The sequence below is a fragment of the Pelomonas sp. Root1444 genome (genome assembly GCF_001426885.1).
GTDB lineage: Bacteria > Pseudomonadota > Gammaproteobacteria > Burkholderiales > Burkholderiaceae_C > Pelomonas.
Window position 1 is genome coordinate 160178 of record NZ_LMFP01000028.1, and the last position, 20654, is coordinate 180831.

The window sequence follows — 20654 nt, forward strand, 5'->3', positions numbered from 1 at the left end:
GGAGCGTCAGGGTGACGAGCGCAACAGGCTGAAGTCGAACGCCGGCAACTGCCGCGAACAGGCGCAGGCGGCAGGCAGCGAGACGTTGGTTGCGCCTGACGACGCGGTGGTCGTCAGGCCAGCGGCGGGCCGCGCGGTGCGGCCGCCAGCGCACAAGGCCCGGCGGGCAGGCCAGCGATGAGGGTCGCCGGCGGCGGCGAGACCTCGGCGTGCAGGCGCAGCATGGGCGGCACGCCCGACGGGGCCAGGTGGTCGGCGTGAAAGACGCACCACAGGCAGCCGCCTGACAGCCCACCCTCACCCCCGCCCATATCCTCATCGGACATTGCACCGGCAACAGGCTGCGCGGCAGCATGCTGGGTTTCATGGAGCGGCCACGCCAACAGGACGCTCATCGCAAAGACGGCGAGCAGCCAGCGGGTGACGGAGCTGTTGAAACGGCGCACGGGAAGCAGGGGGTAGGCGTCCAAGGCTTGGCTTGGTCGCAGACGGAACTGATTGTAATGAGATCGATTCTCGTTTGAGCGGATGCTTGGGCAGCGTCGGCAGCCGCGCCAACACGTCGCGCAGGTAGGCCCAGGGGTCGTGCCCGTTCAGGCGCACCGACTGCACCGAAACCGAACTGTGCGTTGTTGAGAATGTCGCGCTACCAGCAGTAGTTCGGTCTGTGCCTTCCGCCACGTGTCGGCAAAAGCCTTGGCCTTGGCTTTCGCCGGATCGATCGACGTGAAGGTATCGACAAACGGACTCTTGTCGGGGTTTTGAACCTGGGACGGGACCTCGTCCGGCGCGAACTGGATAGACTGGTCTACAACCGGTCGTCCGTGGCCTTTGCTCGCGGAAAGATTGGGCGTCTTGACGAGCACGTTGACGCGAGTCTGCAACGACGTGCTGGAGGCATTCGGCCAAGGAAACGGTGGACCGGCGCGTCGCGCTGGAAGCGCACCGCCTGCTCGTGCATGGCACGTCGACGTCGGTCGCCATTGGCGAGTTGCTCGGCTTCAGCAAGCCGGACGAATTTCGTCAAGTTCTTCCGGCGGCGCGTCGGTACGACGGCTGATCTTCTCCAAGGCCGAGCTGGAGAACAACCTCGTCCACATTGCCGCCGCGTACGCCGAGTTCAACCTCCAGGAGACGACGTACGGTCAGCTGGCCAACTTCATCCGCAGCTTGATCCCTCTCGTTGTTGACGAGTATTTCGTTCGGCTGACGGCCAGGGGCTTCGACGAGCTGTGTTCCGACCAGGAGCTCCCCGACGCCATCAAGAAGGCGCTCATCGTTGACGGCGCCGACTACGTCGAGAACACCAGCACCTACGCGCCGTTCACCCGCGTCGGCGGCGACCTGGTCACCTCGATCACCCTGCTCAGTCGATTCGCAAATCACTGGAAGAACGTCTGTCTGAACCGCGTCCGTCGATACCAGATCCGCTCCGGATTCATTTTTGAAAATTCGGTCAAAGCGGCGCTGCGGGCTCACGGTTTCCACGTGACGGAGATCAAGCGAGTCGGGCGCGCTGAGTTCGACGTCGTTGCGACGCTCGACGGCGTCATTTACAACGTCCAGTGCAAGAACAACCTCGTCGACTTGAATCGGATCGAGGCGGACGTGCGGAGATTCTTTCGTTACAACCGCTCTCTCGACGAGGCCTACCGGAAGGCCCTCGAAAAGGAGCGCGGCCGGGAGCACCTGCTGTTGGCGGAATTAGGCCTGACGGCGATCAAGCATTTCGTGGTGAGCCGCTTCCCCGTCGCCACAAAAAACCCCCGCGTTTTGGCTTACGGCGAGATCTCACGATTCAGGGCCGTGGCGGTCTCCGCATAGGGCCGAAGGCGACGTGCGCGGGTGCCTGGTTTTGCCTGTCCCACCACTGCTACAAGCTGGTTTGGAGGCACCTATCGTTACTGCATCTGGCTGTCACGCGAATGGTCTTCGTGCAACTGGCTGCGCGCAACACGGTCTAATGCACTTTTTTAAAACGTATAGATGAGTCGCGGAATGGGCGGACATGAACAAATTCAAGGGGTTAGATCATCTTCCTCACGAAGAGCCGTCCTTCCGGCATTCAATCAGGCCGCAGCAATCCGTAGAACATTCTCCGTAGCTGCCGGAGATAGAACGCTTTCCAGCAGCGCTCTATCCCGGCAGCGCCAGACCGTACTCCAAAGGCTTGCCGCCGCGCGCTTCGCTCGCTCAACTTGCAGATGTCCGCACAGCGTCAGACAGCCCTCAACGGAACTGCACGTCCTCGACGAACTCGTTGATTTCGAGGGTGCCCATCTCCGGCCGCGTCAGTTTTTTTCCGCCCACGGTCACGTTGTCGATCACGACGTTCCTGACCTTGCGTTCGGCATTCCGCCCGGCGATCAAAGATGCGCTCGGTGAACCTTTGCCTGAATAGTGGATGTTGCGCAAGGTGATGTTTTCAACGCTCTGCCCCGGGCTGGTGTTGTACTTCGCGGTATAGGCAATCTTCAAACTGAACAGCTTGCCCTCTTCGATGCGCTCGACGCGAATATTCTCGAATATCACGTCGCGCACCACGTTATCGTCTCCTGCCATGATGCCGAGCGCACCTTCATACTCGGGGTCATCTTCGTCATGATCCAGGATGTCGAGGTTGGAAAAGCGCAGCCGCTCCAGCACTTCCGCCTTGGGGTGCGCCGGCGAAGGCGTGTTGCCGTGGATACCGATCATCACGGCATGCGCAATGTCGGCCCACAAGGTGGTCCTGCTCACGTCGATGTCCCGGGTATCTCCCCAGATGTCCCAGCGATGGTTGTAGAACGTCAGGCAGTCGTCCGAGGTGCGGATGAAACTGTCGGTGATCGTCACCCGCTCGCACGCAAAGTGCCCCAGGCCGTCCGACCATTTTCCAGCGCCGATAGTGCGGATGTTGCGCTCGGTGAGGTCTTGCGAATTGACGCATCGCAGCGTGCCGTGCGGCTGGTTGATGAAGATCGGTCCGTCGATTTCGATATGCCGGGCATTGCGTATCGTCGTCATCTCCACGCTGTCGAACAATCCGTCGCTGACGACTTTCACATTCTCCACGCCGTCCAGGATGAGAGGGTTCTTCAGGATGGCCGAGCCGTGGATATAGACGGTACTGCCCGAGCGCAGCCGGAATTCTCCGCTGTGAACCCCGGGGCCGAAAAACACGGTTTTCTGGCTGAGATCTGGCGTTTGACCCGCGGCAATGTCGTTGGAGGATTGCTCGGCGGTCACAGGCATATCCCGGCGGATGGCGTGACTGAACACATGCAGGTTGTGCCGCCGGTCATCATCGAATTCGATACTGAGGTTCTCAGGGCGCTGCAGGGTGACGTAGGCAATCCCGTCCTTGACGACAGGCTTGAGTCCTTTCGACTCGGGCCTGACGGCGACTTTCGAGAACATGCCGTTGTTCTTCTGAATTGCCAGCTCGACCGTGCCATCGAAATTGAAGTGCACCATCGAGGCGTCGCTGGGGTTGTCCAGATCGACTTTGACCTTGTATTCGTACAAATCCTTCCAGCCGCCACCGGGGACGCGCACGCGCACGGTGAAATCATCGTTGTGATGGGTGTAGCGGATGGGGTTCGGGAACGGGTGCACCTGCACTTCGTTGCGCTCGGCGTGGGCGGGCGCGAATGGCCCCAGCAGGCCGATGAAAAGGCCGACAAGAATTCGCATGAAAGGCATCGTGTTCTTCCTCGACTGCCGGTTAGTAAGGACCGGCGCCGGGCGCCGTCAGCTCGAAACTCTGGACGTCCAGCCAGGAACCGGGCTTGTCGCCCACCGCGAAAAGCCCGACCTGCGCACCTACCCAACCGCCGCGCGTGACCGGGAATGCCGGCCCCGCCTTGATGAAGGTCTTGTGGTCGACGCTGTAGGCGAAGTTCACGAAGGCGCCTTCGTTGATGTACAGGCGCAGCGTCAGTTCCTGCGGCGCCGGTGACAGCACCACCGTCGCCTGCTCCTGGCAGCGCGGCCCGAAGGGGCCGCAGACCGCCTGCACCAGCTCGTTCACCCCTGCCCTGCGCCGCAGCCCCAGCCAGGTGTACTGGATGGCATTGACGATCAACCCGGCGCGGTCGCCCTCATTGGGGTTGTCCAGCCGCAGCCGGGTCGTGACGAGAAAGCGCGAAGCAGGTGCGCGCTGGGCCAGGATGGCCGGCGAGGCGCGGACAAAGCCGTCGGCCTCCGGCGATGCAACGGTGAACAGCCGCAACTGCCCGGCCTTGGGGTCGAGCGCATACCAGCCGGGTTGAGGATTGGCGCTCCACGTCCATTGCGGCGCCAGGGTGGGCGACTTGAAGTCATCACTGTGGGCGGGCGCGGCGGCGCCGTGCCCCTGCACCGGCTTCTTGAAGGTCATGACAGGCTCGCCCGTGCCAGCGCGCCGGCCGGGTTGGCCGATCAGGGGCCAGCCGTCCTTCCAGGTCATCGGCTGCAGGTGCACGACGCGCCCGTACGGCCCCTTGTCCTGGAAGTGCACGAACCAGTCCTTGCCATCGGGCGCTGAAACCCACGCGCCCTGGTGCGGCCCGTTGACCGGCGTGTCGCCCTGGTCCATGACATTGCGGACTTCGTACGGCCCCGTCAGTGACCTGGACCTGAACACCGCCTGCCAGCCCATCTCGACACCACCCGCCGGTGCGAAGACGTAGTAGTAGCCATGGGCCTTGTAGAGCTTCGGGCCCTCCACGGTGTGATAACCGGGAAAGTTGGCGCCGTTGATGATGTCAACGGCAGGCTCGTCCAGCATGCGCGCGGCGTTCGGCTCCATGCGTTGCAGCGTGACGAGGTTGTTCTTCCCTGCCCTGCTGAAGGCCCAGGCGTAGGCGAGGTAGGCCTTGCCGTCGTCGTCCCAGAACGGCGCGGGGTCGATCAGGCCCTTGCCGGCGATCAGCAGGCGCGGCGTGCTCCAGGGCCCGCGGAAGTTCTCGGCCTCGACGACGTAGATGCCGAAGTCCGGGTCCGGATAGAAGATGAAGAACTTGCCGTTGTGGTGCCTGATGGCCGGCGCCCAGACGCCTTTGCCGTACTGCGGCTTGCTGAAGGTTTCGCGCGGCACGAGCTCCGGCAGCGCATGGCCGACCAGCGTCCAGTTCACCAGGTCGGGCGACTCCAGCAGCGGCAGCCCCGGCACGTTGGTGAAGCTCGATGCCGTCATGTAGAAGCGCGCGCCCACGCGGACGACGTCGGGGTCGGAATAGTCGGTGTGCAGCACCGGGTTGCGATAACGCCCGTCGCCGAGGTCGGCAACCCAGGGCGCGCCCGGCTGCAGCCCCTGGGCCTGCACCACGGTCCCGATCGCCGTAGCAACCAGCAGCCCCTGCAGGGCACGACGAAGCAATGACAAGGTCTTGCGCATGATCACCAGTAGGGCTTCCAGATTCGCGTCAGTCGGGCGAGCGCTTCGAGGTAGAAGTAGTCGCCCCAGACGCAGGACTCGTCCACGCCGATGCGGTTGGGCTTGTGATAGACGGCATGCACCAGCAGGCCGGCACCGGGCGCCGCATCCTTGGCGAAATAGCTCGCGGCCAGCGTCAGGATCATCCCGGTGGCCGCATGCTCATAGATCGACCGTTGCGGGTCCAGCAGCGGCATCTGGCTGGCCAGCTCGAGCAGCCCGCAGGCGGCAATGGCGGCCGCGGAGCTGTCCCGCTCCTCCGGGCCGTCGGTGAAGATCAGGTCCCAGTAGCAGATGCCGTCCGACGGCAGGCGGTTGAGGAAGTAGTTGGCCAGCACCTGGCCAAGCTCGATGAGGCGCGGGTCATCCTTGTGCCGGGCGACCAGCGGGAAGCCGGCGATACCCCAGGCCTGGCCGCGCGACCAGCAGGAACTGTCCGCCACGCCCTGGTGCGTGTTGCCACCGCGAGGCCGGCCGGTGTCGGCGTCGAAGAAGTAGGTGTGATAGGTCGAGCCGTCGGCGCGGACGATGTGCCGCGCGGCCTGTTCGATGTGCCGGTCCGCCGCCGCCCGGTAGCGCAGGTCACCGGTGACGTCCGCCGCCCAGTACAGCAGCGGCAGGTTGAGGTTGCAGTCGATGATCATGCGGCCGCGTTGCGCCGGATCGTTCAGGTCGCCCCAGGCCTGGATGATGCCGGCGCCGGTGTGGAAGCGCTCCATCAACAGCTGTGCGGCGCCGAGGGCCGCGTCCTTTGCCACGCGGCTGCCGGTCAGCTTGTAGCCGGCGACGCAGGACAGGCTGTACAGGAAACCCAGGTCGTGATGGTTGGTGGAGATGCGGTCGCGCTGGCGGTCGAAGAAGCTGGCCACGTGGCGCTCCGCCGCCTCCCGGAACTTGTCGCCACCGCTGAGTTCATAGGCCAGCCAGAGCTGGCCGGTCCAGAAGCCATTGGTCCACTCGGTGTTGCCCATCGCGGGGTAAATGCCGCCCTGGCTGGACGGCTCGGGGAAGGTGTCACCGAAGTGGTCGAGGTTTCGTGCGACGGCCGCGACCGCCGCGGCGATGGCACGCTCGACCCTTGTCTTGGAGGGTTGCTCAAGCCAGGCTTTCGGCAGGCGTTCGATGTGGAGGAACTCCGGCTTGGCCGGGTGCAGGGTCTCTCGCATGGGTGGGATCAGCTGGATGCTTTCGCGACGTCGCCCGTCTGTTCGGGCGAGTCGTCAGGGTGAGGCGGCGATCCTGTTTCCGCAGGGGTCGGAGACAGGCTGAAAGCCGACAGGACGAGGAAGCCGGCGCCGACGGCCGACAGCAGCAGGTAGGAGCTGGGGAAGCCGATCAGGTCGTAGCTCCTGCCCACGATGGGTGACAGCAGCGCCAGGCCGAGGGAGTGGCCGAAGCTCACGCCGACCATGTAGACCGTCGACGCGAGCCGGTTGTCGAAGTGACAGGCGATGTAGCGGAACACCGAGACCACCAGGATCGGCAGTTCGACCGAGTGCAGCATCTTCATGGCCGAGATGGAGACCGGACCGACGGCCACGCCCGAGCCGAAGATGCGCAGGACCATGATGGTTCCGGCCAGCAGCAGGCCGTTCTTCGCGCCGATGCGCCGCACCAGCAGCGGCGACAGGAACAGGCCGGCGGCCTCGAAGAAGATCTGCAGCGAGTTCAGGTAGCCGAACATGGCAGCGCCGGTTGCCTTGTCCGGGAACTGGGCCGCGAAGTAGCTGGGGAACTGCTGGTCGTAGACGAGGTAGATGTTGGTGACCGTCAGCACGAACACCATGAATCGCCAGAAGGCCTTGTCCCGCAGCAGCGCCAGCGCATCGCGCAAGCGCAGCGCCTGCTCGCGGGTGTCGGTCGCGCCGTGCGCCGGCAGGCGCCAGAAAGCCAGCATGGCCACCAGCACCAGGCCGGCGACCGAGGCCAGCATGAAGTTGTAGTGCGGGTCGAGGTTGTAGAGGCGGCCGCTCATGAAGGCGGCCGACGCGAAGCCCAGCGAGCCCCACAGGCGCACGCGGCTGTACTCGAAGCCGTAGGCGCGGCCGATGCGGTCGACGTAGGACTCGATGGCGTAGCTGCCGGCCAGGAAGGTGATGCCCAGATAGATGCCGCCCACGGCCGCGCCCGCCAGTACGTTGGTCTTGAGCAGCGGGCCGTAGACATAGACCAGGAACAGCCCGGACGTCATGCACAGCACGCCCACCACCCACAGGATGTGCCGGCGCATGCCCAGCTTGTCGGACAGGTAGCCGTACACCGGTTGCGAGCACATCGCCGCGAAGGCGTTGGCCGCGAACACGATGCCGGTCTCGGTACCCGATAACTCCAGCGTCGAGCGCAGCCACAAGGCGAGCAGCGACACGCTCATCGCCTGGGCGAAGAAGTACACGTAGACGAACGTGCTCAGGAAGCGGTAGTGGGACTGCTTGGGGGTCATGGCTCGCAATGAGGGGTACGGAAGACGACCGGCATCAACGTTCCGGGCTGAGCCAGATCGCCTGGCCGCCGGACGCCGGCAGGTTCAAGGCCAACACATCGTCGGCGACGACCTTCAGCGTGCGGACGCCCACCCGGGTGCGTGTCGGCACGGTGGCGTCGTCCGCATAGACCGTGGCGATGAAGCGCCGGCCCCGGGGCAGGAAGGACAGCGGCAGCTTGATGCTGCGGGCGTCGTTGTTGGTGATGCTGCCCACGAACCACTCGTCACCCTTGCGCCGGGCGATGGTCACGCTTTCGCCGGGCCGGCCTTGCACCACGCGCGTCTCGTCCCACACCGTCGGGATGCGATCCCAGAAGGCCAGTTCGGGCTCGTCCTGCGACATTTCCGGCTTGTCGTACCAGTACAGCGTCTGCAAGGGGCTGTAGTAGATGACCGCGAGCGCCAGTTGGTGGGCATGCGTCGTCTTGATGCGCGGGTCGTAGTAGCAGATCGTGTAGTCCGCCGCGCCGGCCAGGAAGCGCACGAACGGCAGCACGGTGTTGTGGGTCGCGTCCGGCATCTCCTCGTTGCCGCGGATGCCTTCGGCGGTCAGCAGATGGGGCCAGGTGCGCTGCTCGCCCGTCGGGCGCCAGTCGTCATGCACGTTGACCATGATGCGTGCCGCGGCGGCCTGCTGGATGGTCTTGTCCAGCCAGGTCGTCCAGCGGTGCGAGCCCACCTGGACGAAGCCGAACTTGACGCCCTTGACGCCCCAGTCGCGGTAGGTCTGGAACAGCGTGTCCGACTGGGCCAGCAAGGCCTGCTGGTTCACGTACAGCCAGACGCCGATGCCGCGCGCCTTGGCGTACTCGATGATGCCCGGGAGGTCGAAGTCGGGGATGGCGACGCGGGTGGCGTCCGAGCTGAACGAGAACGCCGGGCCGTACCACTTCCAGTCGAAGAGGATGTACTGCAACTGGTGACGGGCGGCAAAGTCGATGTTCGCCTTGGCCGCGGCCGTCGTCTGCGTCATCACCCGCATGATCTTGCCCGGCTTGATCCACGACGTGTCGGCGATCCGCGAGGGCGGGTTCAGGTTCAGGATGAAGTCGTTGTTCTCGATCAGCCTGCCGGGCGCGCGCGCGACCATGATGCCGCGCCACGGCGTGGCGAACGGCGAGATGAGGTCGGCCGGGTCGTGCATGGCCGTCACCAGCGTGTCGGGCCGGGCGGTGCTCAGCTTGAACTTCGTGCGCGCGTAGTCGACCATCTGCGCCTCGAGCAGCGCCACATGCAGGCCGTTCGGCAGCTCCAGCGTCAGCGGGCGCTCGGACTGGTCGGGCCAGTCGCGCAGCGGCAGCAGGCGGTAGGGTGCCTGGGCCCAGCCGTGGAACCAGGCGCGCGTGCCGGCAGGCAGCGCGAACTCGGTGTCCTCGCTGAGGATGCGGTAGTAGCTGCCCTTGGGGTTCTCGGGAAAGGCGAAGCGCAACGCCACGCCGGCGTCATAGGCCCGCACCTCGACCGTCACCTGGTAGATGGGGTTGTCGTCTTTCACCAGGTCGACGCTGAGTGCCCGGTAGTGGTCGCGGACCTCCGCCCGTTCGCCGGTCACGGGCTTCCACGTCGAGTCGTGTGCGCTGCGGCGCGTGCCGACGACCTGGAGGTTCTCGAACCAGCGCGGCCGGCGGTCGACGGGTAGCGCCATCGCGCTCTCGGACAGGTGGTTGTCCAACTGCAGCTCCAGCAGCGACTCGCGGATGACGGTCCCGCCTTCGTAGCGGACGCTGTAGTACAGCGCCCGCTTGCCAGCGGCATCGGCCCTTTGCTGCAGCGTGACGGCGACGCGGCCGTCGGGCGAGGTCAGCGTCTCCTCCAAGCCGCCGGCACGCGCCAGCGTCAGGCTGCACAGCCACGAGATGAGGACGAAGAAGAGTGGGCGCATGGGACTCGCTCAGGCAAGGGTCGTGACGTCGACGGCCGGTACGAGGGCCGTCACCTGCTCGATCGTCGGCGGCGCGGCGCCCGGCTGCATGCAGGCGGCAGCGCCGGCGGCCACGGCCATCCGCAGACGCTGGCTGCCGTCGGCACCGGGCTGGCGCATGAGGGAGAACAGCAAGGCGCTGATGCTCGCGTCTCCCGCGCCGATGGTGTCGGCCACCGTGATGATGGGGGCCGTGGCGCGCCAGGCGCCGTCGCCGCAGTGGAACTCGGCCCCGTCGGCACCGCGGGTCAGCAGCACGCTCGCGCGCGGGTTCAGCGCGCGCAGCCGTGTGAAGGCAGCGGCCGTGTCTCGGGTCCGGAACAGCCCTTCGAGGTCTTCATCAGACACCTTGATGACATCGGCCAGCCCCGACATCGTCCGCAGCGTCGCGTCGTAGCGCCCATCCATCGGCTTGCGGTAGTTCGGGTCGTAGCTGATGGCCGCGCCCTGGGACTTGAGCCGGATCGCCATCTGGATGAGCCGCTCCGCCAGCGGCTGGCGCGCCAGGCTGATGCCGCCAAAGTGCACGTGGCGCACCTCGCGCTCCCAGCCGGCAGGGAGCGCCTCGGGTGCGAAGTGCAGGTCGGCACTGTCGTCGCCGATGAAGAAGTAGTCGGGCGGCGAGGTCTCGTGGACCATGGCCAGCAACGGCGCCTTGTCACGCCGCTGGATGAAGCGCATGTCGAGCGCCGCGAGCCGCGCGCCCTCGCAGAGCGCGCGGCCGAGCACGTCGGTGGACACGGCACCGGCGAAGGCGCTCGCGACACCCAGCCGCGCCATGGCGCGCGCGACGTTGAAGCCCGCACCGCCGATGCGGCTGCACCAGACGTCCGGGCGCTTCTGGATCATGTCGGTCAAGGCCTCACCCACCGACACGAACTCGGGCAGCGCGCCGTTCATGCCGCTGCTCCCAGCACGTTGAGCACCTCGTAGCAGGCGCCCATGGTGTGATAGTCGGTCTTGCCGGCGGGGCTTTTCTCGTCGCTGAGCTTGCGGTTGTCGCGGCTCAGGATGCGGTACCAGGCGCCGTGCCGGTGGTCCACCATGTGGGCCCAGCTGTAGGCCCAGATGCGGTCGTACCAGTCCCAGTACCGGGCATCGCCCGTGCGCGCCGCCAGCAGCGCCGCAGCGGCGAGGGACTCGGCTTGCACCCAGAAGTACTTGTCGCCGTCGCAGACGACGCCTTGGGGATCGAAGCCGTAGGCAATGCCGCCGTGAGCCGGGTCCCAGGCTTGCGCCATGGCGTCATCGAACAAGGCGGTGGCGCGGGGCAGCAGCCAGTGCGCGGGCTGGGCAAGGCTGGCGGCGTGACGGTCGAGGATGAGCAGCAGCTTGCACCACTCCGTGAAGTGGCCGGGCTGGTAGCCCCAGGGGCGGAACAGGTTGGCCTTGTCGTCCAGGTTGTAGGCCCAGTCGACCTGCCAGTCCTGGGTGTAGTGCTCCCAGATGCGGCCGCCCGCAAGGCCGGCCTGGCGGACGGTGATGTGGTGCGCGACCAGCTCCGCGCGCTGCAGATAGCGGAGCTCGCCGGTCGCCTCATAGGCCGCGATCAGCGCCTCGCAGGCGTGCATGTTGGCGTTCTGGCCGCGGTAGTTGGACAGCGTCAGCCAGTCGGCCGTCGCCTGGTCGGCGTAGAGGCCGCCGGCGGGCTGCCAGAAGCGGCGTTCCATCAACTCGAAGGTCTCGGCCAGGTGGCCGCGCGCCTCCTCGACGCCGGCAGCCAATGCATGCGCGTAGGCGAGCAGGACGAAGGCCAGTCCATAGCAATGGTTGTCGCCGTCCAGGACTTGCTTGCTGCCCCCGGCCCATTTCAAAAGCCAGGTGTAGCCACCGGTCGCCGGGTCGCGATGCACCTGGCGGAGGAAACGCAGCCCATGGTGGACCGCGTCGAGGTACTCGGGGCGGCCGAAGTGCCGGTAGGCCATCGCATAGTTGAAGACGAAGCGCGCGCTGCTGACCAGGTGCCGCGTCTGGGCGTCGTACACGTGCCCGTCGTCACGGAAGAAGTGAAAGAAGCCACCGACCGGATCGACGCAGCGCGGGTGATAGAAGTGCATCGTCTGGTCGACGTGCTTCAACAGGAAGGCTCTGCTGCGAAAGGAAGGGGTCACGCTCGGTCCTGGTTCGACGAGTTGCTGTTCGCAGCAATGCGGTAGCGCGTCTTCCACGGGCGGCCTGCTTCCAGGCGGATGCCGAGGCGGGCCGCCAGCGCATGACCTTCAGGCGCGCGGGCGACACGGCCGAGGTCGAAGAAGCTGTTGACAGGCTCGGCGCCGAGCGCTACATGCCTCCCCTGCCACGGCGGGTGCTGCCGGCCGCGGTTGCTGATCCACAGCATCAGGTCGGGGAAGTCGGCGGTGTCCCACGACAGCGCCACGGTGGCGTCATCGTCCAGATAGCGCAGGCGCAGCGGCGCTTCGCCCACACTTGCTTTCAATCCGCGCACCTGCAGCAGCTCTTCGGCATCCTGCTGCAGCGGCAGGCGGCTGAGGTCCACCGGCCCGTTCACGCCCTGCATCGCGGCCAGGTGCTCGCTGCGCTGGTCGGGCAGCAGATGGCTGGCGCCGCCCGTGCTTCGGCTGGGATACGCAAAGATGCCTTCGTGCGCGCCCAGTTCGACCTGCAACCGCCCTGCCCGCCCGGGCAGGCGGAAGGTGGGGTGCAGGCCCGCGGGCAGCCGCACGCTGCGCCGCGGATGGACCACCAGTTCCACGTCGAGGGCGGCCATGCCGGCAACGGCTTGAACGCGCCGCTCCAGGCGCGCCACGGGCGACGGGTCGGGATAGTCGATGGCGAGGTCGACACGCTGCGAGTCGGCGTGTTCGCAATGCCAAGGGTGGTTGGCGCCAAAGCCGTGCGGCCACGCATCGTCGGGCGCGATCACCTGCCAGTTCAACGGCAAGTCCGTCGGCGCATCGGTGCGCCCGAAAGGCACGCAGGGCCACTCGCCCCGGAGCCGACGCAGGATGCCGGGCAGCCCCCGCGCTTCAGACGTGTCGGCCCAGGGCGCGACATGCATGACCTGCAGATGCCGAGCGTCGTCGAGACGAAATTCCACCGGCCCCAGCATGGCGCCCAGTGCCTGAACGCTTGCGCTGCCGAAATCCCATTGGATTCGCCACGAAAGCGGGTCCGTCGCCTCTGCCGGTGGATGGATAGGTTGCATATGGGGTGGTGCGCGCCGGTTGCAGCCCGCCGCCCGGACGCCGCAACACGCAGCATCCGGGCCGCCGGAGGCGGCCGAAGGGGCGTCAGTCGAACTTGTAGCGCAGGCCCACCAGGAAGGCACGGCCGTTGTCGTAGTGCTGGCGTTCCAGGCCGGTGGCGTACGCGCCGGGTTCGCCGACATAGCGGTTCAGGCCGCGGTTCGTCAGGTTCATGGCGTTGACCGTCAGCGCGAGGTTCTTGTTCAGGTTGTAGTTGAACGCCGCGTCGAGGATGCCGTACGCGCCGATGTAGCGGCCATCGACAGGGTTGGCCGACACGCCGAACAGCACCTGGTCGGAGCGCCAGGTGTAGGTCAGCCGGGCCGACATCGTGCTGTCCTCATACATGCCCGCCAGCGTGTAGTTGCGCTTGGACACGAAGGCCTGGCTGGCATCGACGATGCGTGGCGCCGCCGCGGAGCCGAAGTTGACGGGGATAGACGTCGTCACATAGGTATAGGACGCCGACATGCCGAAGTGCTGCAGCCAGCCGGCGTTGGCGTCGAAGAAGTACTGGCCCGACAGCTCGGCACCGCGTGCATAGCCCTTCAGCGAGTTGACCGCCTGGGTCACCGCCCACTGGCCGTTGCTGCAGCCGTTGTTGATCGTGCCGCTGTACGCCTGGCCGAGCGTCTGGCAGCTCAGGATGGCGTTGGGCGCGTCCTTGATCTGCTTGTCGAACAGGCCCAGCGCCACGTAGTTGGTGGGCGTGAAGTAGCGCTCCAGGCTCAGGTCGAGGCTGTCGGCCACCTGCGGACGCAGGTCGGGGTTGCCCAGGCCCACGGTGCCGTTGGTCGTGTTGAGCGTGCCGCCCGGGCTCAGGTCGCCGATGGCCGGGCGGGTCATGCCGCGGCCATAGCCGAAGCGGGCCAGGAAGTCCTTGCTGATCTCGCCGATGACGTTGAGCGAAGGCAGCGCATTGGTGTAGGAGGTGTTCTTCACCACGTCGACCACCGATGCGCCCGCCTGGCGAGCCTGGATCTCGGTCTGCGTGCGCACCAGGCGCAGGCCGACGCTGCCGCGAATGCGGTTGTCCAGCGCCGAGAACTCGCCCACCGCGTAGGCCGCATAGGTGTGCTCGTCGAACTTGCGGCGGTTGACGGCGTTCTCGGGCAGCGCGTTGTCGGCGGGGATGCCGGCGTTGCCGAAGGCCGTGCGCACCTGGTCGCCCAGCAGCGCGTCGGGCGAGTAGACGAGGTAGCCACCCGAGTAGCCGGTCGTGTAGCCCATGAAGTTGCTCGGCGCGGCCTGCAAGACGCCCGGCATGGTGCTCACCAGGATCTGGTTGGCAAGGGTGCGGCCGGCACCGTCGGTGGTCAGGTTCTTGCCGCTGTAGGAAAAGCTCCTGTTCAGGTCCTGCTGGTTGGCGGCGCGCGCACCGAACTTGATCGTCGTGAAGAAGCCGCTGTCCAGCTCGTACTCGCCATTCAGCGCGGCGGCATAGCCCTTGTCGTTCCAGGTCTGGCGGTTGCCGTTGCCGTAGTTGTTGAACACCCAGGTGGCCGGGTCAGCAAAGCTCGGGCCGTTCGAGAAGGTGAGCTGGTGCGGCTCGCCGTCGGCGATGCGCGTGGTGGTCCAAGTCAGGCCGGGGGCCGAGACGAGTTGCACCGAGCGGTTGTCCACGCTCTGGTCGGCCTTGATGTAGCTGAAGTCGCCCTTGAGCGACAGCGCCGGGGTGGGCTTCCACTCCACACCGGTGGCGGCGATCCAGGTCTTGTAGGGATGGTTTTCGTCGCCGCCGGTGGTGGTGGCCGTGGAGTCGAGGAAGTTGCCGCTCAGCACCCGCTTGGTCAGCAGCACGTCGTCGCTGCCGCCGTTCAGGTTGCGGTTGGCCAGGCCTTCGGTGAGGTTGAAGGCCGCCGTCTGCAGGTTCTGCACATTGCCGTTGCCGCCGTTGCCCACGCCGCCGTCGATCGAGTTCAGGCCGCGGTAGTTCTGGTGGTAGAGGTAGTAGTTGTAGTTGGCGTCGACGTAGAAGCGCAGCGTGTCGCTCTTGCGGTAGTCCGCCGCCAGGTTGAGGCCCTTGCGCGTGCGCATGATGGTCTCTTGGAAGACGTTGGTCGTCAGGCCCGGTGCGGCGACCAGGTTGGCGTCCTGGCCTGAGGTGGTGGGCAGCGTCGCGCCGACGCCGGTCAACAGGGAGACGTCGCTGCGACCGACGTACTTCTGCAGGGCCCTATCCGTGCTGTTGCCGGTGTTGGCGGCCGCGAGCGTCGCGTACTCGGCGCTGTCGGCGCGCACCACGCGCTTGAGGTTGATGCCGCCGTTGGCGGGGTTGTTGTCGGAGCGGCCGGTGCTCTTCTGGTAGACACCCGCGATCATGGCGCCGATGCGCTCGCCGCCGCCCAGGTTCCAGCTGTTGGCGGCCAAGCCGGAGACTTCCGGGTCGAGCTTGTTGGCCAGGTCGTTGTAGCGGCCGTTGACGGCGAAGCTGTAGGTGGGCTTGCGGAAATCGCTGGGCTTGCGGGTGCGGATGTTGACCAGGCCGCCGATGCCGCCCTCGATGTGTTCAGCCGACGGGTTCTTGAACACATCGATGCCGGCCACCATCGCGGGGATGGCGCCTTCGACGTTGAACTCACGGGCGCCGGCGGTGAAGTAGGCGCGGCCATCCACCTGCGAAGCCGTCTGGTTGGCCAGGCCGCGGATGGTCAGGCCCGAGCCCACGCCAACGGGCGACGCGCCCTCGCCGCCATAGCGGTAGCCCTGCACGCCGGGGATGCGGGTCAGCGTTTCGGCGACGTTGGAGTCGGGCAGCTTGCCGATGTCCTCGGCCGTGATGGCGTCGACAACCTCCATGGCGTTCTTCTTCACCGCCACCGACGACTGCGCACTCGCGCGGATGCCGGTAACGACGACGGTTTCCAGCTTGTCGGACTGGGCATAGGCCTGGCCGATGGCAAGGGCGAGCAGCGAAATCTGCAGCGGCAGGGCCACGAGCTTCTTCATGATGGGTTTCCTTGAGGTCTGTCTGTTGTGGGTTTGATGCGGCGCCGCCTGGGGCCGAGGCGTTCTGGCTTGCCATGCGGAGCGCTGCGCGATCAAACGTTTCTGATTTACTGCGTGAAAGGGTTCTTGAGGGCGAGAGCTTGTGGCTCCTCCGCAATGCCCGGCATAAAAAGCGCCCAACCGGTGGCCGGGGGGCTAAAGGAGTTGCTTCACAACTCCCCGGAGTAACTTTGGTTTATAGCGGCGAGCGCCAACACTCGGCATTTTTTAACCACGCGGTGAACGCATGCGCCCGCTCGCCGCGCTCAAACGCGACATACCTTGGTGTGATCATCCTTTGTCTCCATTATTAGTCCGTCGCCTGCGCGGTATGACACCGATACCACATGGCAACAAAAGAATAGCTCAGCGTTATTTGTCGCCGATGCCGTTACGGAAGCTCGTTCCGCCTTTCCCCCAACCCTAGAAGCGATATGGCACCGATACCATACTGCTTCAAAAAAATTTGCTGGCTGGTTGTCAGGCCATGTCCGCCTGACACTGTGAGAAGATAGCCGTACCGGATTTAGGTGTCAACCGTGGATTCCACGACCTGCGGGTGAACACCTACGTCAAAAAATCCATCCAGATTCAATCCTGCAGCCATTTAGGCACGGTCGTCCGCAACGGCAAGTCTGCCGTTGCGTTGAGCCGCTTTATGCAACCGCCGTGCTCGACGCCGATTCGCCCTCCCCCTTGGTTTTGACCGGCCCGGTGGATTGGCGGACGACGAGTTCCGGCGCAAAGAGGATTCTCGTCCCCGGCGCATGCCGGCTTTTGCCTTCTATCAATGCGATCAATTCCGTCATCGCGCGCGCGCTCATTTCCGCGATGGGCTGTTTGATGGTCGTCAGTGGCGGGTGCACATGTCGCGCGGTGGGCAGATCGTCGAAGCCGATCACGGACAGATCGTGCGGCACGCGGAAACCCCGGGCGCGAATGGCGTCGATGGCTCCCATGGCCATTTCGTCATTGGCGGCGAATATCGCGGTAGGCGGTTGCGGCAAATCCAGCAATTGCTCGGTCGCAGCGAAGCCGCCGGTTTGGATGAACGCGCCATGAACAATCAATTTCGGGTCTACCTCCAGACCCGCGGCAACGAGTGCCTCGACATAAGCGGCCTCGCGCTCAGCACTTTGACCGGTGTATTTGGTGCCGGCAATGAAGGCGATCCGTCGATGCCCCAGCGACAGGAGGTGCTGCATCGCCATCAGCGCGCCCTTGCGGTTTTCCAGCGCAACTACGGGCAATTTAACGGGACGCGCATCGAAATTCAGAAAGACGCAAGCCTGCTGACGCTGCTCGAGTTCGCTCAAATAGCTATCGTCCATGCTCGGCATCGGCAATATCAGCCCGGCACAAAACTTGGCCAGCATGTCGCGCGTGCCAACGCGGTCCGCGCCTTCGAATCGCTCGGCATTGAAAACCAGGATGTCATAGCCCAGCGCATCCGCCTTTTCGCTGATGACCTTGGTGATTTCATGAATGAAGAGCGATCCGATGTTGTGCACAAAGATGCCGATCAGCCGGCTTCCTTTGGTGCGCATGCGCCGGGCGACAATGTCGGGCGTGTAGTTCAGCTGCGCGGCGGCTTCCATGACACGGGCGCGCGTGTCTTCCGAAACATAGCCCTCGCCGCGAATGGCACGCGAAGCGGTGATGTGCGCAACACCCGCCAGCCGCGCCACTTCGATGAGCTTGCTGGGTTTTCTCATATGTGTCGCACGAGCACGGTTCGATAAATTGTTGGCATCGGGATTGGAATATTCGAACTTCCGAAAACCAGCCAATGTAATGCCCCGGCAGCGCCCCTCAATGAAGCTCCAAACCAACCACCGACCGCGCCGGCAAGTCGACCGTCAGTGCCGAGCCGGTCCACCGTGCACCGTGGAAGTCACGCGGCGCGACGGTGTCAGGCGCATCGAAGCTGTTGAAGCTGTCCATCGCCGGTGCCGTCAAGACCCGGCCCTTCACGGCGCCGGGCTTCAGCCCCAGCACCTCCAGCGTCAGGCGGTGGGGCCGGGTGGGGTCCAGGTTGGCAAGCGACACATGCGTTCGGCCGGCCGCGTCGACGCTGGCCGTGCCCGTCACGGCCGGCACATCCAGCTCACCGTGGCGGTAGCGCGGGACGTCGAGCGTCAGCGGCAGCCGGCGGGCGTCCTGGTGCACTTGGTAGAGGTCGAACACATGGTAGGTCGGCGTGACCAGCATGCGCGGGCCGTCGGTCAGGATCATGGCCTGCAGCACGTTGACCATCTGCGCCACGTTGGCCATGCGCACGCGCTCGGCGTGGGCGTGGAAAACGTTCAGCGTGACCGCGGCCACCAATGCGTCGCGCAGGGTGTTCTGCTGCCACAGGCCACCAGGGCCGTCGGGTTCCTTGTCGTACCAGGTTCCCCATTCGTCGACGACGAGCGCGACCTCCTTGGCCGGGTCGTATTTGTCCATGATGGCGCTGTGCTTGCCGACGAGTTCGTCCATCAGCAACGCGCGCTTCATCGTCGAGATCCACGCGGCCTCATCGAAGCCGCGCGCGGGGTGCACGCCGCCCCAGCGGTTGCTGGGCAGCGTGTAGAAGTGCAGCGACAGGCCGTCCAGCAGCGGCTTGGGCGGGCTGTAGAGGATGGGCGAGGTCGCGTTCGGGCGAAACCTCGTCGCCAGCCGCATGACGGTGTCGGTCCATTCGTAGTCGTCGGTGTCCGGGCCGGTGGCAATCTTGCGCACACCGGGGCCGGCGTACGACTTGAGGTAGCCCTGGAACTGCCGGTAGCGGTTGGCGTACTCCTCGGCGTACATGTGGCCGCCGCAGCCCCAGCTCTCGTTGCCGACGCCGACGAACGGGACTGCCCATGGCTCGGAGCGGCCGTTGCGTGCGCGCTCGGCGCCGGGCGCCGTGGTGGCCGGCGCCGTCATGTATTGCATCCAGCCCTGCGCTTCCTCGACGCTGCCCGAGCCCATGTTCACGCCGACATAAGGCTGGGTACCGATCTGCTCGATGAAGTCCATGAACTCGTGCGTGCCGAAGGTGTTGGGCTCGATGGCGTTGCTCCAGCTGGAATTGATGCTGGGCTGGCGCTGCGGGCCGACGCCATGGCGCCAGTGGTAGTCGTCAGCGAAGCAGCCGCCCGGCCAGCGCACGACGGGAACCTTGATCCGGCGCAGCGCGGCGACGACGTCATTGCGGATGCCGCGCGTGTTGGGAATGGGTGATTGCGGCCCCACCCAGATGCCCTCGTAGACGCCGCGGCCCAGGTGCTCCACGAATTGGCCGTAGACCTCCTTGTGGATGACGGGGCCGGGCGAGCGCGCGTCCAGACAGCTGCCGTCCGCCTGGGCGAAGGCAGCGCCCAGCGACAGCAGGCAGGCGAGGAGCGCTTTCATGGGGCGAAGTAGGTTTGCAACCGCTGCGCCTCTTCCGGCGCGATGGCGATGACGGCGCCATGCTTTGCGCCGACGAAGTTGGTCGCCTTCATCGGCGAACCCGGCTCGTTGAAACGGCCCAGGTTCTTGAAGTTCACGAAGTCCGTGGTCTCCGAGAAACCCATGTTGTTGCGCGGCTTGGCGCCGAACACGTCGTACATCAGCACCCAGGTGTCGCTGCCGTGGCGGCGCCACAGGTTGGGTGCTTCGGTGCCCACGGTCTCGGGGTCGATCTTCTGCGGGTTGAAGACGTAGCCGCCGTTGATGCGGTCCGACACCGCCTGGCGCAGGTGGCCCGGCGTGTCATGCGCGACGTAGAACATGTGGAAGCGGTCGCCGATGCGCGTGATGTCGCCGTCGATGGCACTCTTGCCCTTCACCGGGTAGGTGAACAGCGGCTCGGGCGGCGTGGTCAGCGTCGTGAAATCGGCGTCGGCATAGGCGTAGACGAGGTGGTCGGCGCCCTTCTTCACGCGGGTCGTGTAATAGACCATCGGCTTGCCCGCCTTGGCGTCCCAGATGGTTTCGGGTGCCCAGACGACGCCGAGGTCGCCGCCCTGCGGGAACAGCTGGGCCACCGGCACGCGGTGGTGCGTCCAGTGCAGCAGGTCCCAGGACTTCATGAAGATGAGATTGCGGTTGTTGCCCCAGCCGTAGTCCTCGCCGGGCCGTTCCCACTCGGTCTCGCGCAGGCCCGCGGGCTTGGCGAAGATGTGCAGGTCCGTCATCGCCATGTAGAAGGCGCCATCCGGCCCGCGCATCAGGTGCGGGTCGCGCACGCCCTTCTGCTCGGCCAGCACCCGACCCAGGAAGACCGGCTGGCCGCCGTTCACGTCGGTGAAGGTGTAGCCATCGCCCGAGGTGGCGAAGTAGATATCGTGCGTCTCGTCCTTGAAGTAGACGAGCAGGTAGGCGGTCAGAGGCTTCCCCTCCACCGACGCCCGTTCGGGCCGCGCCGGCAGCTTGTCGATGAGGCTCAGCACCTTGGCCGGATGAGCGACCTCCAGTGGCGGCACCTGCGCCTGGGCACACAAGGCGGCAGCTGCCAGCAGTGGCAACGCTAAAAGGGACTGGAGCAACCGCCTCATGATTTCCTTTTAATGATTTGACGGCCTGAACAAACCAACCGTCGTGAATATGGTATCGGTGCCATATCAATAGAAAAAAAAGCGACTTCTGCGCGATCTGGCTTGCCGGGTTATCCGTCCGGAGCCGTAAGGGGAAGCCAGACCGCCCACC

General features: G+C 65.6%; 15 protein-coding genes. 1 reads left to right on the plus strand and 14 read right to left on the minus strand.

Translation table 11 applies throughout. From position 1 onward, the window contains the following. Nucleotides 1-113: 113 nt before the first annotated feature. Both ASD35_RS27665 and ASD35_RS28165 read right to left on the minus strand, forming a co-directional pair. Complete coding sequence (locus tag ASD35_RS27665; protein WP_056876465.1) at nucleotides 114-470, minus strand: hypothetical protein; 357 nt, start codon at nucleotides 468-470, stop codon at nucleotides 114-116. Continuing rightward, a complete protein-coding gene (locus ASD35_RS28165; protein ID WP_235538438.1) occupies nucleotides 364-966 on the minus strand; it encodes a transposase domain-containing protein in 603 nt (200 codons plus the stop codon). Before ASD35_RS28165 ends, ASD35_RS27665 begins: the two co-directional genes overlap by 107 nt. Here ASD35_RS28165 and ASD35_RS18630 point away from each other — a divergent pair. Continuing rightward, the gene (locus ASD35_RS18630) at nucleotides 856-1824 is read left to right on the plus strand and encodes a hypothetical protein (protein WP_157275662.1); all 969 of its coding nucleotides are present in this window, start codon (nucleotides 856-858) and stop codon (nucleotides 1822-1824) included. The genes ASD35_RS28165 and ASD35_RS18630 overlap by 111 nt on opposite strands. Before the next feature lie 405 nt (nucleotides 1825-2229). Here the strand turns inward: ASD35_RS18630 and ASD35_RS18635 are convergent, their stop codons facing one another. The 12 genes from ASD35_RS18635 to ASD35_RS18690 form a co-directional block, all read right to left on the minus strand. Further along, nucleotides 2230-3684 (minus strand): glycoside hydrolase, encoded by a 1455-nt coding sequence (locus tag ASD35_RS18635; RefSeq protein ID WP_157275663.1) that lies wholly within the window; start codon nucleotides 3682-3684, stop codon nucleotides 2230-2232. Nucleotides 3685-3706: 22 nt separating this feature from the next. Next, the gene (locus ASD35_RS18640) at nucleotides 3707-5359 is read right to left on the minus strand and encodes a glycoside hydrolase 43 family protein (protein WP_056876468.1); all 1653 of its coding nucleotides are present in this window, start codon (nucleotides 5357-5359) and stop codon (nucleotides 3707-3709) included. 2 nt (nucleotides 5360-5361) lie between these two features. Then, on the minus strand, nucleotides 5362-6564 hold the full coding sequence (locus ASD35_RS18645) for a glycoside hydrolase family 88 protein (RefSeq protein ID WP_056876469.1): 1203 nt from the start codon (nucleotides 6562-6564) through the stop codon (nucleotides 5362-5364). 8 nt (nucleotides 6565-6572) lie between these two features. Continuing rightward, nucleotides 6573-7838 carry an oligosaccharide MFS transporter gene (locus ASD35_RS18650; RefSeq protein WP_056876470.1) on the minus strand — a complete coding sequence of 422 codons (1266 nt, stop codon included), beginning with the start codon at nucleotides 7836-7838 and terminating at the stop codon, nucleotides 6573-6575. A 34-nt stretch (nucleotides 7839-7872) separates the two neighbouring features. Next, on the minus strand, nucleotides 7873-9762 hold the full coding sequence (locus ASD35_RS18655) for a glycoside hydrolase family 97 protein (protein ID WP_056876471.1): 1890 nt from the start codon (nucleotides 9760-9762) through the stop codon (nucleotides 7873-7875). 9 nt (nucleotides 9763-9771) lie between these two features. Beyond that, nucleotides 9772-10701 (minus strand): carbohydrate kinase, encoded by a 930-nt coding sequence (locus ASD35_RS18660; protein WP_056876472.1) that lies wholly within the window; start codon nucleotides 10699-10701, stop codon nucleotides 9772-9774. Continuing rightward, entirely contained in the window at nucleotides 10698-11912 is a 1215-nt protein-coding gene (locus ASD35_RS18665; protein WP_056876473.1) for an AGE family epimerase/isomerase, read from the minus strand. Before ASD35_RS18665 ends, ASD35_RS18660 begins: the two co-directional genes overlap by 4 nt. After that, nucleotides 11909-13090 (minus strand): hypothetical protein, encoded by a 1182-nt coding sequence (locus tag ASD35_RS18670; protein WP_157275664.1) that lies wholly within the window; start codon nucleotides 13088-13090, stop codon nucleotides 11909-11911. Before ASD35_RS18670 ends, ASD35_RS18665 begins: the two co-directional genes overlap by 4 nt. Next, nucleotides 13053-15956 carry a TonB-dependent receptor gene (locus ASD35_RS18675; RefSeq protein WP_056876475.1) on the minus strand — a complete coding sequence of 968 codons (2904 nt, stop codon included), beginning with the start codon at nucleotides 15954-15956 and terminating at the stop codon, nucleotides 13053-13055. Before ASD35_RS18675 ends, ASD35_RS18670 begins: the two co-directional genes overlap by 38 nt. Before the next feature lie 695 nt (nucleotides 15957-16651). Then, nucleotides 16652-17710 (minus strand): LacI family DNA-binding transcriptional regulator, encoded by a 1059-nt coding sequence (locus ASD35_RS18680; RefSeq protein WP_056876476.1) that lies wholly within the window; start codon nucleotides 17708-17710, stop codon nucleotides 16652-16654. A gap of 97 nt (nucleotides 17711-17807) precedes the next feature. Next, a complete protein-coding gene (locus ASD35_RS18685; protein ID WP_056876477.1) occupies nucleotides 17808-19376 on the minus strand; it encodes an alpha-N-arabinofuranosidase in 1569 nt (522 codons plus the stop codon). Further along, nucleotides 19373-20503 (minus strand): glycoside hydrolase family 43 protein, encoded by a 1131-nt coding sequence (locus ASD35_RS18690; RefSeq protein ID WP_056876478.1) that lies wholly within the window; start codon nucleotides 20501-20503, stop codon nucleotides 19373-19375. The genes ASD35_RS18685 and ASD35_RS18690 overlap by 4 nt, the downstream gene beginning before the upstream one ends. Nucleotides 20504-20654: the final 151 nt, after the last annotated feature.